Origin of the sequence: Streptomyces sp. NPDC020597 (assembly GCF_044335095.1) — a bacterium.
Taxonomy (GTDB): domain Bacteria; phylum Actinomycetota; class Actinomycetes; order Streptomycetales; family Streptomycetaceae; genus Streptomyces.
Genome location: NZ_JBIRUL010000003.1, coordinates 357,755 through 373,190, shown reverse-complemented (window position 1 = coordinate 373,190; position 15,436 = coordinate 357,755). Strand labels below are relative to the sequence as shown.

The 15,436-nt window shown below is 72.0% G+C and carries 15 protein-coding genes and 1 tRNA gene; 3 read left to right on the top strand and 13 right to left on the bottom strand.

The genetic code is table 11. From position 1 onward, the window contains the following. Positions 1–19: 19 nt before the first annotated feature. The 4 genes from ACH4ZA_RS07815 to ACH4ZA_RS07800 form a co-directional block, all read right to left on the bottom strand. Positions 20–292 carry a hypothetical protein gene (locus tag ACH4ZA_RS07815; protein ID WP_319276296.1) on the bottom strand — a complete coding sequence of 91 codons (273 nt, stop codon included), beginning with the start codon at positions 290–292 and terminating at the stop codon, positions 20–22. A 92-nt stretch (positions 293–384) separates the two neighbouring features. After that, on the bottom strand, positions 385–1,269 hold the full coding sequence (locus ACH4ZA_RS07810) for an SDR family oxidoreductase (protein WP_319276295.1): 885 nt from the start codon (positions 1,267–1,269) through the stop codon (positions 385–387). Continuing rightward, a complete protein-coding gene (locus ACH4ZA_RS07805) occupies positions 1,266–2,141 on the bottom strand; it encodes an alpha/beta hydrolase (RefSeq protein WP_319276294.1) in 876 nt (291 codons plus the stop codon). The genes ACH4ZA_RS07810 and ACH4ZA_RS07805 overlap by 4 nt, the downstream gene beginning before the upstream one ends. Continuing rightward, the gene (locus ACH4ZA_RS07800) at positions 2,138–3,649 is read right to left on the bottom strand and encodes a flavin-containing monooxygenase (RefSeq protein ID WP_398428470.1); all 1,512 of its coding nucleotides are present in this window, start codon (positions 3,647–3,649) and stop codon (positions 2,138–2,140) included. The genes ACH4ZA_RS07805 and ACH4ZA_RS07800 overlap by 4 nt, the downstream gene beginning before the upstream one ends. A 134-nt stretch (positions 3,650–3,783) precedes the next feature. On the opposite strand from ACH4ZA_RS07800, the gene ACH4ZA_RS07795 reads away from it, so the two are divergent. After that, entirely contained in the window at positions 3,784–4,428 is a 645-nt protein-coding gene (locus tag ACH4ZA_RS07795) for a MerR family transcriptional regulator (RefSeq protein ID WP_319276292.1), read from the top strand. A gap of 26 nt (positions 4,429–4,454) precedes the next feature. On the opposite strand, the gene ACH4ZA_RS07790 is transcribed toward ACH4ZA_RS07795, so the two are convergent. Further along, positions 4,455–5,258: an exodeoxyribonuclease III gene (locus ACH4ZA_RS07790; RefSeq protein WP_319276291.1), complete on the bottom strand. Its 804-nt coding sequence runs from the start codon at positions 5,256–5,258 to the stop codon at positions 4,455–4,457. Between the two features lie 116 nt (positions 5,259–5,374). Between ACH4ZA_RS07790 and ACH4ZA_RS07785 the strand changes: the two genes are divergently transcribed. After that, positions 5,375–5,857, top strand: a complete 483-nt coding sequence (locus ACH4ZA_RS07785) for a GNAT family N-acetyltransferase (protein ID WP_398428467.1) — start codon at positions 5,375–5,377, stop codon at positions 5,855–5,857. 154 nt (positions 5,858–6,011) lie between these two features. Here the strand turns inward: ACH4ZA_RS07785 and ACH4ZA_RS07780 are convergent. The 7 genes from ACH4ZA_RS07780 to galU form a co-directional block, all read right to left on the bottom strand. Then, positions 6,012–6,085: transfer RNA gene (locus ACH4ZA_RS07780), tRNA-Ala, on the bottom strand. 80 nt (positions 6,086–6,165) lie between these two features. After that, positions 6,166–7,566, bottom strand: coding sequence for a gephyrin-like molybdotransferase receptor GlpR (gene glpR / locus ACH4ZA_RS07775; protein WP_319276289.1), 1,401 nt, complete (start codon positions 7,564–7,566; stop codon positions 6,166–6,168). Positions 7,567–7,786: 220 nt separating this feature from the next. Continuing rightward, the gene (locus tag ACH4ZA_RS07770; protein ID WP_398428466.1) at positions 7,787–8,407 is read right to left on the bottom strand and encodes a GNAT family N-acetyltransferase; all 621 of its coding nucleotides are present in this window, start codon (positions 8,405–8,407) and stop codon (positions 7,787–7,789) included. A gap of 17 nt (positions 8,408–8,424) precedes the next feature. Further along, positions 8,425–8,973, bottom strand: a complete 549-nt coding sequence (locus ACH4ZA_RS07765; RefSeq protein WP_398428464.1) for a molybdenum cofactor biosynthesis protein B — start codon at positions 8,971–8,973, stop codon at positions 8,425–8,427. Further along, positions 8,970–9,449, bottom strand: coding sequence for a cyclic pyranopterin monophosphate synthase MoaC (moaC, locus tag ACH4ZA_RS07760; protein ID WP_319276286.1), 480 nt, complete (start codon positions 9,447–9,449; stop codon positions 8,970–8,972). The genes ACH4ZA_RS07765 and moaC overlap by 4 nt, the downstream gene beginning before the upstream one ends. A gap of 86 nt (positions 9,450–9,535) precedes the next feature. Further along, positions 9,536–10,867, bottom strand: coding sequence for a gephyrin-like molybdotransferase Glp (glp, locus tag ACH4ZA_RS07755; RefSeq protein ID WP_319276285.1), 1,332 nt, complete (start codon positions 10,865–10,867; stop codon positions 9,536–9,538). Continuing rightward, on the bottom strand, positions 10,864–11,775 hold the full coding sequence (gene galU / locus ACH4ZA_RS07750) for a UTP--glucose-1-phosphate uridylyltransferase GalU (protein ID WP_057578796.1): 912 nt from the start codon (positions 11,773–11,775) through the stop codon (positions 10,864–10,866). The genes glp and galU overlap by 4 nt, the downstream gene beginning before the upstream one ends. Before the next feature lie 126 nt (positions 11,776–11,901). Here galU and ACH4ZA_RS07745 point away from each other — a divergent pair, with 126 nt between their 5' ends. Then, the gene (locus ACH4ZA_RS07745; RefSeq protein ID WP_319276284.1) at positions 11,902–12,516 is read left to right on the top strand and encodes a 5-formyltetrahydrofolate cyclo-ligase; all 615 of its coding nucleotides are present in this window, start codon (positions 11,902–11,904) and stop codon (positions 12,514–12,516) included. 58 nt (positions 12,517–12,574) lie between these two features. Here the strand turns inward: ACH4ZA_RS07745 and ACH4ZA_RS07740 are convergent, their stop codons facing one another. After that, positions 12,575–15,367 (bottom strand): penicillin acylase family protein, encoded by a 2,793-nt coding sequence (locus ACH4ZA_RS07740; RefSeq protein ID WP_319276283.1) that lies wholly within the window; start codon positions 15,365–15,367, stop codon positions 12,575–12,577. Positions 15,368–15,436: the final 69 nt, after the last annotated feature.

Here is a 15,436-nt window from a genome sequence, read left to right as displayed (position 1 = left end):
GCCGAGTCGTCAGCAGCGACTACATGTCGTAGTCGTGCGCGAGACGGTCCTCGTCCTCGCGCCGCATCCGCTCGGTGTCCTGACCGGGACGCTGACCGGGACGCTGACCGGAGCGCTCGCCCGGACGCTCACCGGGGCGGTCGCCGGAGCGGTCCGCGGGCCGCTCGCCGGGGCGCTCGCCCGGGCGCTGCTTGCCGCGCTGCTGCACCTGCTCCTTGGCCTGCTGGGCCTTCTGCTTGGCCTGCTGCGCCATGTGCTCGGTCTGGTCCTGGAACTTGTCCTTCATACCCATGTGGGTTCACTCCTGTAGGAGATGAGGGGGTTCGTGGCCCCTTGGTGGGGCCTCGACCAGATTCACACGGGCGGTCACCGCACGCATGTCGATCAACTACGCTGTGTAGTCCTGGTCTCCTCGTCGGCGGACCCGCCGGCGCCCACCAGCCCCGTCCGCATCCCCTGCAGCCGGGGCGCGAACCGCCGCATCTCGCGCTGCCCGACGGTCCCGATGAGACCCGGCAGGTAGCCGCGCACGCCCTGCATGCCGCGCAGCCACCCCTGCCCGTACACATGCGCCGAGCGCCGCTCGATGCCCGCCACGAGCCGGTCGACGGCCGGACCGAGCGGGTACGTCTTGTTCGCCGGCCAGGGCAGGCGCTGCCGCAACTCCCGCATCACCTCGTCCTGATCGGCCCCGCGCACCATGTCGGTGTCGGTCCACGACAGATAGCCGACGCCCACCCGCACGCCCTGGTGGCCCACTTCGGCACGCAGACAGTGCGCGTACGCCTCCACGCCCGCCTTGGACGCGCAGTACGCGGTCATCATCGGCGCCGGGGTGATCGCGGCCAGCGAGGCGATCTGCAGGAGATAGCCGCGGCTTGCCTGCAGCAGCGGCAGGAAGGCGCGCGCGGTGACCGCCGAGCCGATCAGGTTCACCTCGACGACCCGCCGCCAGGACTGCGGATCGGAGTCGGCGAACGGACCGCCGCTCGCCACGCCCGCGTTGGCGACGACGACGTCCACCTTGCCGAAGCGCTCCTTCACCTCCGCCGCGACCCGGGTCATCGCCTCGTGGTCGGTGACGTCGGCGTACCAGTGGCCGCTGTCGCCGTGCAGGCGCTCGGAGACCTGCTTCAGCGCGTCCGGCTCCAGACCGACCAGCGCGATCTTCGCGCCCCGCGCCGAGAGCTTGCGGGCGAGCAGTTCGCCCACGCCGCGCGCGGCCCCCGTGACGACCGCGACCTGTCCCTCCAGGCTCACCCTGCTCATGCGCCCTCCTTCAACTGCGAGTAAGTGCTGACGAGTTCCCGGATACGGCCGGTGACCAGCGCGGGCGCCTCGATGGGCGTCATATGGCCGAGGCCGGGCAGTTCGGTGACGCCCAGGCAGTGCGGCAGCGCCGCGGCGATGCGGTGGGCGTGCACCGGCGGGGTCAGGCGGTCGCCGGTGCCGACGATCACCGCCGTGGGCACGCTCAACTCCCGTACCCGGTGGTCGAGGTCGAGCAGGCTCAGCACGTGCGACCAGGCGTGCCGCACCTTGCGCGGACAGGCGTGCACGATGCGGGCGCAGGCGTCCACCATGTGCGGGGCGGAACCGGCGCCCATCGTGGCGTACCTGAGGATCCGCTTCGCGACGGGCGTGACCGGTCCGAGGGGCGCCCTCGAGCCGAGGACGTGCCCGGTCAGCCACGTCCGCAGCCGGCCCGCCCGCAGGGGCAGCACGGTGGACTCGGCGACCAGGCCCGAGGCGCCGGTGCTGCACAGCAGGACAGCCGCCGCATGCTCCCGGAGGGCGTCCCTGCCGGCCGCCGCGATGACCGTCATGCCCCCCATGGAGTGCCCGGCGATCACGGCCTTCTCGCCGGGCGCGAGCGTCGCGGTGAGCACCGCCTCCAGGTCGTCGGCCAGCGCGTCCGTGCTGCAGGCCGGGCTCGCCGGGGTGCGGCCGTGGCCGCGCTGGTCGTAGGCGATGACTCGGTGGTCGGCGGCGAGCTCCCTGATCTGGTCCGCCCAGAACGCGGTCGAGCAGGTCCAGCCGTGCGCGAGGACGACGGCGGGCGCGCCCTGCGGGCCGTGCACCTCGACGTGCAGGGACGTGCCGTCGGCGGAGACGGCCGTCAGGTCGCGGCGGGCGCTCACGCCGTCACCCCGCTGTCGGCCGTGCGGGGGCCGGCCGGGGCCACGGACGCGCGCAGGACCTCGTACTCGGCGAGGTCCACCCGTCGCGTCGCCCGCCGGAACTCGGAGGTCGTGCCCGGCCAGACGGTGGTGTTGCGGCCGTTCGCGTCCAGGTACCAGCTGGTGCAGCCGCCGGTGTTCCACACCGTGCGCCGCATCCGGTCCTGCACCCGGCGGTTCCAGGCGTGCACGGCGCTCGGGCGGGCGTCCAGGGCCGCCCGGCCTCCGAGGACGTCCAGCTGGCGCAGATAGTCGGCCAGGTAGTTCAGCTGGGACTCGATCATGAGGATCATGGAGGAGTTCCCGAGGCCCGTGTTGGGGCCGATGATCGTCATCCAGTTGGGGAAGCCGGCGGCGGAGGCGCCGCGCAGGGCCTCCATGCCGTCCTTCCAGCTCTCCGCCAGCGTCCGCCCGTCCGCGCCCACCACCCGGTCGGCGATCGGCATGTCGGTCACATGGAAGCCGGTGCCGAAGACGATCACGTCCGCCTCGGCCTCGCTGCCGTCGGCCGCGACCAGGGTGGACCCGCGCACCTCGCTCAGCCCGCTCGCGACGACGTCCACGTTGGGCTGCGCGAGGGCCGGATAGTAGGCGCTGGACAGCAGGATCCGCTTGCAGCCGATGCGGTAGTCCGGGGTGAGCCTGGCCCGCAGGGCCGGGTCCTTGATGACCCGGGCCATGTTCTGCCGGGCGAGCCTCTCGACGAGACCGAGCTGGTTCGGCCGCTTGGTGAACGCCTGGACCTGCAGCTCCCGGATGCCCCACAGCAGCCCGCGACGCGCCTGCGCGGTGACGGGCAGGGCCCGGTGCAGGGCGCGCTCCGCGCCGCTGATCGCCCGGTCGACGCGGGGCATCACCCACGGCGGGGTGCGCTGGAACAACGTCAGCCGGGAGACGTCGGGCTGCAGGGCGGGCACGATCTGGATGGCGGAGGCGCCGGTGCCGACCACGGCGACGCGCTTCCCGGCGAGGTCGGCGTCGTGGTCCCAGCGGGCCGAGTGGAAGACCTTGCCGGGGAAGGAGTCCAGGCCGGGGATCTCCGGGATCTTCGGGTCGGACAGCGGTCCGGTGGCCGACACGACGACGTCGGCGAAGTAGCGCCCGGCGCTCGTCTCGACGTCCCAGCGCAGCTCCTGCGCGTCCCAGGTCATCCGCAGCACCTCGGAGTCGAGCCGCAGGTGCGGCCGCAGCCCGAACACGTCGGTGACGTGCTCCAGATAGGCGCGGATGTGCTCCTGCCCGGAGAAGGTGCGCGGCCAGTCGGGGTTCGGGGCGAAGGAGAAGGAGTACAGGTGGGAGGGCACGTCACAGGCGCACCCCGGGTAGCTGTTGTCCCGCCAGGTCCCGCCGACGCTGCTCGCCCGTTCCAGGATCACGAAGTCGGTGATCCCCTCCCGGCGCAGCCGCACGGCGGCCCCCAGCCCGCCGAAGCCGGACCCGATCACCGCCACCCGTACGTGTTCGGTCATCCCGACACCTCCTGCCGTGCGACTCTCGCGACTCTGCCAGTGAATACTGGCGCAGTGGGAGCGTAGAGCAGCTCCGTACTGATGGGTAGGCCCTGGGAAGGAAAGTTACCCGCGGTACAACATAGGCTTCGGCCGTGACGGAGAAGAGGGAGTACCGAACGGAGGAGCTGGCCGCGAAGGCCGGCATCACGGTGCGCACCCTGCGGTTCTACCGCGAACGCAAACTGCTCGCACCGCCCCGCCGCGAGGGCCGCATCGCCTGGTACGACGACCACCACCTGGCCCGGCTGCGCACCATCGCCGCCCTGCTGGAACGCGGCCACACCCTCACCGGCATCGCGGAGCTGGCGGACGCCCTCGACCAGGGCCGCGACGTCGCCGACCTCATCGGTGTCGGCGGCCCCACCGAGGAGGAGCCGGTCCGCCTCACCCCCGAGGAGCTCGCCGCCCGCTTCGAGGGCCAGGTCACCCCCGAGAACCTCGCCGCCGCCCTCGAACTCGGCTACCTGGGCACCGACGGCGACGAGATCGTCCACATCAGCCGCCGCCTGCTGGACGTCTCCGCCGCCCTGGTCCGCGAGGGCATCCCGCTCGCGGAGGTCCTGGCGGCGGGCGTGCGGGTGCGCGCCCACGCCGACGCGCTCGCCGAGCTCTTCACCGAACTGATCCTGCGCCACGCCACCGAACAGGAACTCCCCCGCCTGCGCCCCCTGGCCCGCAGCGTCGTCGAGGCGGAGGTCTCCCTGGCCCTCGACCGGCGACTGCGCAAGGAGAACTGACGGGGCCTCGGCGGTCACGGGGCGCTCTACAGGTCGAAGACCACCGTCACCGGGGCATGGTCCGACCAGCGTTCGCCGTGCGTGGCGGCCCGCTCCACCAGCGCCTTGACGGCCCTGGCCGCAAGACCGGGCGTCGCCACCTGGAGATCGATCCGCCAACCCGAGTCGTTGTCGAAGGCACGTCCCCGGTACGACCACCAGGTGTACGGGCCCGTCGCCTCCGGGTTCAGTTCGCGGACGACGTCGACGTAGCCGCCGTCCGTCGGGGTGAGGACCCGGGTGAGCCAGGCACGCTCCTCGGGCAGGAAGCCGGAGCTCTTGGCGTTGGCGCGCCAGTTCTTGAGGTCCGCCTGCTGGTGGGCGATGTTCCAGTCGCCGCAGACGAGGACCTCGCGGCCGTCGGCGGCGGCGCGGGCGCGCAGCTCCTTGAGGTGCGCGAGGAACTCGCCCATGAAGCGCAGCTTCTCGTCCTGCCGGTCGGTGCCCACCTCACCGGACGGCAGGTACAGGGAGGCGACCGTCACACCGGGCAGGTCGGCCTCCAGGTAGCGGCCGGACCCGTCGAACTCGGACGAGCCGAAGCCCACGCGGACGGCGTCCGGCTCGCGGCGGGTGTACAGGGAGACGCCGGCGCGGCCCTTGGCGGCGGCCGGGGCATGGGTGACGTGCCAGCCCTCGGGGGCCCGGACCGCCTCCGGCAGCTGCTCCGGCTCGGCTCGCACCTCCTGGAGGCACAGCACGTCGGCGGAGGTGTCCGCGAGCCACTCGACGAAGCCCTTCTTCGCGGCGGCGCGGAGTCCATTCACGTTCACGGAGGTCACGGTCAGCACCCGGGCACGATACCGGCCGCGGGTCGCCGCGCCGGACCTGGTCCCGTTTCGCGGACGTGCCGGGGGCCGCGCGGGGACGTCGGCGGTCCGGTGGCGCCGCCACGTACTGTGTCCGCGTGAGAATACGTCCGGTCCCCTTCGACCATCCCGACGCGGTCAAGCTCAACGACGAGGTCCAGGCCGAGTACCACGAGCGATACGGCGACGGCGGCGACGCCACCGTCCTCGCGCCCTCCGACTTCCAGCCGCCGTACGGCGTCTATCTGATCGTCTACGACGAGGCCGACCGCCCGGTGGCCACCGGCGGCTGGCGCAGCCAGGACGAGAACGGCGAGGGCAACCAGGACGGCGACGCCGAGCTGAAGCGGATGTTCGTGGTGCGGGACATGCGCGGGCGCGGTCTTGCGCGGCGGGTGCTCGCCGCGCTGGAGGAGAGCGCGCGGGACGCCGGCCGTACCCGGATGGTGCTGGAGACCGGCACCGAGCAGCCGGAGGCGATCGCCCTGTACGTCTCCAGCGGATACGAGCCGTGCACGAAGTTCGGCTACTACCGCGCGTACGACGCGAGCCGCTGCTTCGCCAAGCCGCTCGCCCCCTGAGGGCCGCTCGACTTTCAGGACTTCGACTTCCGCGGCGCCCGGGGCCGCGCACGCGGCCTCAGACCCGCCAGGAAAGGCCAGTTGCCGCACTGCACCACCGTACGACATGGCCAAAGCCCCGGTCGGGAATCCCGACCGGGGCTTTGAGCTGCAGTGGACCTGTGGGGATTTGAACCCCAGACCCCCTCGATGCGAACGAGGTGCGCTACCGGACTGCGCCACAGGCCCTTGCAACGAGTGAAACTCTAGCATCCCCGTAGGCGTGCTTGGAAATCCGTTCCCCGAGGCCGGAGGCGGGGGAAGGGAGATCATTCGTTGGCGGCCCGCGGACGCTCGCCGTCCTCGTACTGATCGAACAGCGGGGTGCGTCCGCGCTCGCGGGAGCGCCGGGCCGAGGCCGCGCGCCGGGCGTCGCTGCGTTCGCCGTCCTCCGCGTCCCTGTCGTCGGCCGCCGGGTCGTGCGGCGCCCGGTCGGGGTCGTCCGGTCCGGCGGCCGTCGCGTCTCCCGCGTCCGCGGCGTCGTGCTCGGGGGCGACCGAGCTGGAGCGGGCCGAGCTCCAGGCGTCCGCCGCCGCGAGATCGACGTCGGAGGTCGCCCGGGGCGCGACCGGGGCGGTCACGTACGTCGGCAGGGGCACCGGGACGGGGTCCCAGCTGTCGCCGTGGCCGGGGCGGCGCTGCCGCTCGCGCTGCTGGTCGATCCACTCCGCGTGGTCGGTCTGCTCGACGAGCGCCCTGCGGTCCGCGGCGAGCGCCAGCAGGCCCGGGTCGCTCTGCGGTTCGGGGTCCGCGTGCGGCTCCTCTGCGCCGGCGTCGGGGCCCGGGTCCGCGGACGGCGCGCTCGCCGTGGCGGGCGCGCGCCGGCGCGGCTGACGCTCCCGCAGCCGCTGCGCGGCGACCTCGGCGCGCCTGCGGTCCATCTGGAACGCGAAGCGGCGGCGCTCCTGGGCGCGCAGGTACCCGATGTAGGCGCTGAGCAGGACGGCGGGCACGGCGGGCGCCCACAGGAAGGCGAGCCCGCCGACCGCGGCGACGATCGCTCCGATCGTGAAGGCGAAGAAGAGCATCACGGTGGTGCGCCGACGGCGGGCGAGCGACTTCGAGCGCTGGGCGCGGGCCGCGGCCGCCTGGGCGGAGGCCGCACGCCGGGCGTCCGGCACCCGCCTGCCCGCGGCGGCCTGGCCGCCTTCACGGGCGGCGGCGGAGGCGGCGGACGCGTGACCCGCGGGCGCGTGGTCGTGCGTCGGCCGGGCGTTGTGGTCGCGGTCGCGCTGTTCCCGCGCGGGCCTGCCCGCCGGTTCGCGCACCTGCTCACGGGTCTGTTCACGGGCCTGCTCGCGGGTCTGTTCACGCGCCGGGTCCGAGCGGCCCGGCGCACGCTCCACGCCGCGGTCCTGGCCGCGTTCGTGGACCTGTGCCGTCACCTGGGGGCGGGTCGGAGGCATGGCGAAGGCCCGGACGTCCACCGAGTCGGTGACGGCGTCCGAGGCGTCGGCGACGGGCTCCCCCTCCTCGGCGGAGCGCGACTTCAGGTCCTTGGCGTACCGGCGCTCCATACCCGCCCGTCCGGACAGCAGCCGGATGGCGGTGCTGAAGCGTTCCGTCGGACGAGCCTCGTTCAGCTCGTCCTGCCTACGGAGCCACATGGGCACCAAGTAGGCGGCCCAGGCCCCGACGATGACTGCGTAGATGAGGCCGCTGCTGCTCACGCCTCACACGGTAGAGGGGTTTGCGTGAGGCCATCCGCCAATTGAGTCGGTGTGTCGCACGATCCGGCTGATATTTCGAACTTTTTTTGTGACCGATGCGATCAGCAGGCTGCCGAGGGCGCGAATTCGTCGCCTCAGGCGGTCAACCTGCGATCATTTTCGAACACTTATTCAATTCCCGTGAGCGGGTCGATTCTCGTGGGCATTCCCCGGGGCCGGATCAGGCGTTGCGGTGGTCGCGGGGCGCGCCGGCGGAGCGGGCGCGCCGCCAACGGCCCATCAGCCCCTCCGGGACCTCCTCCGCCGTCAGCGCGAACACGAGGTGGTCGCGCCAGGCCCCGTCGATGTGGAGATAGCGCGGCCGCAGCCCTTCCTCACGGAATCCGAGTTTCTCCACCACCCGGCGGCTGGGGCCGTTCTCGGGCCGAATGCAGACCTCGATGCGGTGCAGTCCGACGGTGCGGAAACAGTGGTCGACGACGAGCGCCACGGCGGTCGGCATCACCCCGCGGCCGGCCACCGACTCGTCGACCCAGTAGCCGACGTGCCCGGAGCACATGGACCCCCAGGTGATCCCCGCGACGGTCAACTGCCCGACGAGCCGCCCCTGGTACTCGATGACGAAGGGCAGCATCCGTCCGGCGTGGGCCTCGGTGCGCAGATGCCGGACCATCTGACGGTAGGTCGGCCGGTGCGCGATCGGCCCGCTGGGCGCGGGCGGCGGGATGGTCGCCTCCCAGGGGCGCAGCCAGTCCCGGTTGCGCCGGTTGACCTCGCGCCAGACCCGCTGGTCGCGCAGCTTTATCGGCCGCAGGACGATGTCGCCCTCCACCAGTTCCACGGGCCAGGACGGGCTGTTCAGCTCGCACCTCCGTGGCTCGGCCCGGGGTGGTCGCCGCCCCGGATCTGGTCGACGGCGTGGACGAGCAGGGGTTCCAGGACGGCGAGGCCGTCCTTCACTCCCCCGGTCGATCCCGGCAGGTTGACGATCAGCGTGCCGCCCGCCAAGCCGGCCAGTCCGCGGGAGAGCGCCGCCGTGGGCGTCTTGTCCCGGCCGTACGCCCGGACGGCCTCGGCGATGCCCGGGATCTCCAGGTCGAGCACCGCGCGGGTCGCCTCCGGCGTGCGGTCGGTGGGCGAGACGCCGGTGCCGCCGGTGCTGACGATCACGTCGTAGCCCGCCTCGACGCCGGCCCGCAGCGCGGCCTCGACCGGGTCGCCGTCCGGCACCACCTGCGGGCCGTCGACCGCGAAGCCGAGACCGCGCAGGCCCTCGGCGATCAGCGGGCCGCCCCTGTCCTCGTAGACGCCCGCGGCCGCGCGGTTGGACGCGGTGACCACCAGCGCGCTGTACGGCGCGAGCAGCGCGCCGCCCGCCGACGCGTCGGGGTTCGCATCCTGTGTCATGTCCGGCTCCAGTCGCCCGACTTGCCGCCCGTCTTCTCCTCCACGCGCACGTCCGAGATGACGGCCTTCTTGTCGACCGCCTTGATCATGTCGATCACGGTGAGGGCTGCGACGGAGACCGCGGTGAGGGCCTCCATCTCGACGCCCGTGCGGTCCGTCGTCTTCACCGTGGCGGTGATCTCCACGGCGTCGTCAGCGACCGACAGGTCCAGTTTCACACCGGAGACGGCGAGCGGGTGGCACAGCGGGATCAGGTCGGGAGTGCGCTTGGCGCCCATGATGCCCGCGATCCGCGCGGTGGCCAGCGCGTCCCCCTTGGGGACTCCTTCGCCGCGCAGCAGCTCGACCACGCGGGGCGAGACGAGGACGCGCCCACTGGCCCGGGCGGTGCGGGAGGTGACGTCCTTGCCGGAGACGTCGACCATGCGGGCGGCGCCCGCGTCGTCGATGTGCGTCAGTCGGTCGTGCGTACTCATGGTCGTGTGGCGCTCCCGGTCCGGGCCCGGCGCGGTGCGGCGCGGGGGCCTGCTGTGCGCGACACGGTACCCCCAACCAGGAGGCCTCAGCCGAGGAGGACCACCTCGACGTCGGCGCCCGGCTCGACGGACTCCGTGTCCTCGGGGACGACGATCAGCGCGTCGGCGTGGGCGAGGGCGGCGACCAGGTGGGAGCCGGCGCCGCCGACCGGGCGGACGGCGCCCTCGGCGTACGTGGCGCGCAGGAACTGTCTGCGGCCCTTCGGCGAGGTCAGCGCCTCGTCGGCGGTCAGCTTCGCGCGCGTGGTGGGCCGGTGGACGTCCTTCAGTCCCATGAGGGTGCGGATGGCGGGCCGCACGAAGAGCTCGAAGGAGACGTACGAGGACACGGGGTTGCCGGGCAGGGCCAGCAGGGGGGTGTGGTCGGGTCCGACGGTGCCGAAGCCCTGGGGCTTGCCGGGCTGCATGGCGAGCCTGCGGAAGTCGACGCCGGCGCCCTCCTCGTCCTCGTCGCCCACGTGCTCCAGCGCCTCCTTGACGACGTCGTACGCGCCGACGCTGACCCCGCCGGTGGTGACCAGGAGATCGGCGCGGACGAGCTGGTCCTCGATGGTGGAGCGCAGGGTGTCGGCGTCGTCGGCGACCGCGCCGACCCGGTAGGCGATGGCCCCCGCGTCGCGGGCGGCGGCGGTGAGGGCGAAGCTGTTGGAGTCGTAGATCTGCCCGCTGCCGAGCGTCTCGCCGGGCTGGACGAGTTCGCTGCCGGTGGACATCACGACCACGCGCGGGCGCGGGTGCACGCGTACCGAGCCGCGGCCGATCGCGGCGAGCAGGGCGATCTGGGGCGGGCCGAGGACGGTGCCGGCCTCGAGAGCCCGGTCCCCCGCCCGCACGTCGCTGCCCTGCGCGCGGACGTGCGCGCGCGCCTCGGCGGACCGGTACACGCGCACCTGTCCGCCGGCCTGCTCGGGGGCGAGGCTGCGGGCCCGCATCCCGCTGACCGGGCCCTCGCCGAGCCCGCCGTCGGTCCACTCCACGGGGACGACGGTCTCCGCTCCGCTCGGCAGCGGGGCGCCGGTCATGATCCGGGCGGCCTGGCCCGGCCCCACGTGCAGCAGGCCGGCCTGGTGTCCCGCCGCGACGTCCCCGACGACGTCCAGCGCCGCGGGGAACTCCTCGCTCGCGCCCGCGATGTCCGCGACCCGTACCGCGTAGCCGTCCATGGAGCTGTTGTCGAAGGGCGGCAGCGAGACGGGCACCGTGACGTCCTCGACGAGCACGCAGCCCTGGGCGTCGGGCAGTTGCAGCTCGATGGGCTCCAGCGGGCGGACGGCGGCGAGGATGTCGTCCAGGTGCTCGTCCACCGACCAGAGGCGGTCCTGGCCGGCGGGGCGGGGCGCGGGCGCGGCGGTGCTCAAAGTTGCTGCATCTCCTCGGTGACGTAACGGCGAAGCCAGGAACGGAAGTCCGGACCCAGATCCTCACGTTCGCACGCGAGTCTGACAATGGCGCGCAGGTAGTCGCCGCGGTCGCCGGTGTCATAGCGGCGGCCCTTGAAGACGACGCCGTGGACCGGGCCGCCGACCTTCTCGTCCAGCGCGAGCTGCTGGAGGGCGTCGGTCAGCTGGATCTCGCCGCCGCGGCCGGGCTCGGTCTCGCGCAGCACGCCGAACACGCCCGGGTCGAGCACATAGCGGCCGATGATGGCGTAGTTCGACGGGGCGTCCGCCGGGTCCGGCTTCTCCACGAGGCCCGTGACCTTGACGACATCGCCGTCCACGGTGGTCTCCACGGCCGCGCAGCCGTAGAGGTGGATCTGCTCGGGGGCGACCTCCATGAGCGCGACGACGCTGCCGCCGTGCTGCTCCCGCACCTCGATCATCCGCCGGAGCAGCGGGTCGCGGGGGTCGATCAGGTCGTCGCCGAGGAGGACGGCGAACGGCTCCTGTCCGACGTGCGGGGCCGCGCACAGGACGGCGTGACCGAGGCCCCTGGGGTCGCCCTGGCGCACGTAGTGCATCGTCGCGAGGTCGCTGGACTGCTGGACCTTGGCGAGCCGTGCGGCGTCACCCTTCTTCTGCAGGGCCGACTCGAGTTCGTAGTTGCGGTCGAAGTGGTCCTCGAGGGGGCGCTTGTTGCGGCCGGTGACCATGAGGACGTCGTCGAGGCCGGCGGAGACGGCCTCCTCGACCACGTACTGGATAGCGGGCTTGTCCACGACCGGCAGCATCTCCTTGGGAGTGGCCTTGGTCGCCGGCAGGAACCGGGTGCCCAGACCGGCTGCAGGGATGACAGCCTTGCTGATCCGTGGGTGCGACTGAGTCATGGCGGCAACACTATCCGCTGACTTTGTGAGGAATCTGTGACTCTGCTCAATTAATGATCATATGAACACATTGAAGCTGTGCGGGAGTGCCGTGCGAGCGGCGCGCAAGCGGTACGGGAGCGACACATGAGCCATCTCGAAGGTGAACCGGAGCCTGACAAACGTACGTTGCGGCGGGGTTTCCTCGCCGCACGGAACGCGTTGACGACCGACGAGGTGCGCACGGCGGCCCTCGCGCTGGCCGAGCACGCGGCGGAGCTGCCCGAATTGGCGCACGCGCGCACGGTGGCGGCGTACGTCTCCGTGGGCGGCGAGCCCGGCACCCTGACGCTGCTGGACGCGCTGCACGCGCGGGGCGTTCGCGTCCTGCTCCCCGCACTGCTGCCGGACAACGACCTGGACTGGGGCGCCTACGCCGGGGAGGGCTCCCTCGCGCCCGTCCGGCACGGCGGCAGGACGTCCCTGCTGGAGCCGGTCGGCGAGCGTCTCGGCCCGGACGCGGTGACGGACGCCGACGTGGTGCTGCTGCCCGGCCTCGCGGTCGACGCGTCCGGCATGCGGCTGGGGCGCGGCGGCGGATCGTACGACCGCGTGCTGGCCCGGCTGGCGGCCCGCGGCGCCCGTCCCGCGCTGGTGGTGCTCCTGTACGACGGCGAGGTCGTCGAGGGGCTGCCCACGGAGCCTCACGACCGGCCGGTGCACGCGGCGGTCACACCGTCCGGGGTGCGTCGCTTCGCCTGAGACGCCGACGGGCTCCCCACGCGTGCGCGTGGAGAGCCCGTCGGCCGCGGGGCCGAACTCAGGGTTCGAGCACCAGGGTGTCCACGGTGCTGCCGTCGACCGCCTTCTTGCCGAAGGACCAGTCGAGCAGCTCACCCGCGGCCCACTTGCCCGTCTGGTCGGTGTAGTGGGCGCTGAAGGCGTGTCCCGAGGCGCCCGTGAGGTTGATCCACTTCGACTTGTCGAGGTCGTCGAGGTTGACCACCATCCGCATCGACGGCACCCACACCACTCCGTAGCCGCCGGCCGCGTTCCAGCCGGTCGCGTTGACCGTCGCCTCGCCGCCGCCGAGCTTCCAGGGTCCCCGGTTGAGGATGTACTGCAGGAATCCGGGGCCGCTCGTGCCCAGGGTCTGGTTCTTCAGGAACAGGCGGTGCAGCCGGCCCCAGCTCCAGGTGTCGATGTCCTTGCCGAGCTTGGCGGTCAGCTCCCAGCGCGCGTCGATCATGGCCCGCTCGAACAGCTTGTCCCGGTCGTTGACGGCCGCGGGGCGGGTGCCGACGGCGGGCGTCGTCCACCACGGGCTGTTCTTCTTGTCCACGAGCCTGCGCACCACCTCGAACCAGCGGTCGCCGCCGTCCGGCTGGGCCTGTTCGGCGTCGCGCCGCCCGCACTCGCGGACCTTGTCCCTGTTGTCGACGGGACCGGTGGTGTCGACCGGGTCGACCCACAGGCACTGGCCCTTGACGCGCAGTTCCTTGGGCAGCTTGTTGCCGAAGGCCAGCTTCAGGATGTTGCGCCAGACCGCGTTGAAGTAGGCGGCGGCCGCAGAGTCGGCGTCCTGGCTGTAGTCCCAGCCCTGCAGGAGGTCCTGCGCCTCACGGACGTCGGGGTCCTTCAGGTTGATCTTCAGCAGGTACGGCTTCAGCAGTTTCGCGATCTGACTGTCGTCGTCCAGCTGCATCTGGCGCATGTCGTCGGTGGAGACCTTGCCGCCGCCCTTGATCTTGCCCTTGATCAGGTCGGTGATCCGCTGGCTGCGCGCGCCGTAGCCCCAGTCCGTGGTGAGCGTGTAGGGGTACTTGTCCTTGTCGATCACGGCCTGGTTGGCGGTGACGATGTACCCGCGCGCGGGGTCGTACTCGTAGGGCAGCTCGTCGAACCTGATGTACCCGCGCCACCGGTACCTGGAGTCCCAGCCCTCCGCCGGGACCGAGCCGTCGACGCCCTTCGCGCGCGTGGGGATCTTGCCGGGCAGCTGGTAGCCGATGTGGTTCCTCGTGTCGGCGTAGACCAGGTTCTGCGAGGGCACGTCGAAGAGCTCGGCCGCCTTGCGGAAGTCGTTCCAGTCCTTCGCCTTGTTCATGGCGAAGACGGCGTCCATGGTGGTGCCCGGGTCCAGCGCGGTCCACCTCAGGGCGACGCCGTAGCCGTCGCCGCGGTCGGGCGCCTCGCCCTCGACCTTGGCCCGCTTGCCGACGTCGACGAGTTCGTCGTCACGGTCGGACAGCAGGGGCATCCCGTCCTCGGTCTGCCGGACGACGATCTTCTTGGAGTCGCCGCCGGCGACCTTGATGGTCTCCTCGCGCGTGACGAACGGCTTCACCTTGCCGTCGTACTCGTAGCCGTCGTCCCCGGAGAGCTTCTCCAGGTAGAGGTCGGTGACGTCGACGCCGGAGTTGGTCATGCCCCAGGAGATGTCCGCGTTGTGGCCTATCACCACGCCGGGCATCCCCGCGAAGGTGTAGCCGGCGACGTCGTACCGGCACGCGCTCGAGACCTTCCGGCAGTGCAGGCCCATCTGGTACCAGACGGAGGGCAGCGACGCCGACAGGTGCGGGTCGTTCGCCAGCAGCGGCTTGCCGGTGATCGTGTGCGCGCCGCCGACGACCCAGCTGTTGGAGCCGATGCCGTTGCCGTTCACTCCGACGGCGGTGGGCAGGTCGTCCAGGACGTCGTAGAGGCCCGAGAGCTGGCTCTGCAGGGCCGAACCCGAGCCGCCCGACGTGTCGCCGCTGCCGGACGAGCCGCCGGAGCCGGAACCGCCTCCGTTGCCGGAACCGCGGCCGCCGTCGCCGTCGCTCTGCTCGAACGTCCGGGTCAGCTTGTCGTACTGCCCTTCCTGGACGATCGGCTGGTTGCTGCCGGAGGGGCGGTACTCCGGGTACAGCTCGGCGATCTGCTGCGCGCCGAGGCGGCTGGTCATCAGGGCGCGGTCGATCTCGTCCTGCATGTTGCCGCGCAGGTCCCAGGCCATCGCCTTCAGCCAGGACACCGAGTCGACCGGGGTCCACTCGGCGGGCTTGTAGTCGTTGGTGAACCCCAGGGCCGCGTACTCCAGGGAGATGTCCGCGCCGTCCTTGCCCTGGAGGTAGGCGTTCACGCCCTTGGCGTACGCCTGGAGGTACTTCTTGGTCGAGTCCGACAGCTTGCTGTCGTACTCCGTCTTGGCGATCCGGTCCCAGCCCAGGGTGCGCAGGAACTCGTCGTTGTCGACCTGGCTCTTGCCGAACATCTCCGACAGCCGCCCGGAGGTCATGTGCCGGCGGACGTCCATCTCGTAGAACCGGTCCTGGGCCTGCACGTACCCCTGCGCCATGAACAGGTCCGCGTCGGAGTCCGCGTAGATCTGCGGGATCCCGTAGCCGTCCCGCTGGACGTTCACCGGCCCGGAGAGACCCTTGAGTGTGAGCGAACCCGAGGTCTGCGGGAAGGACGCGCGGACCGTACTGATGGACCAGTAGGCGCCGTAGGCGATGCCTCCGATGATCGCCAGCACCAGTACAAGAACGATCAAACGGGCTTTGCGCCCCTTCTTCCTGCCGGACTTGACGGGCTTGTCACCCGATGTGGCGGTGGTGTTGGGGGGCATCGCTGTCCTTGCTGTCCTCACGCTAGCGGCAGGCGGGCTGTCCTTCGATTGAGCGCTGGAGCAACCATA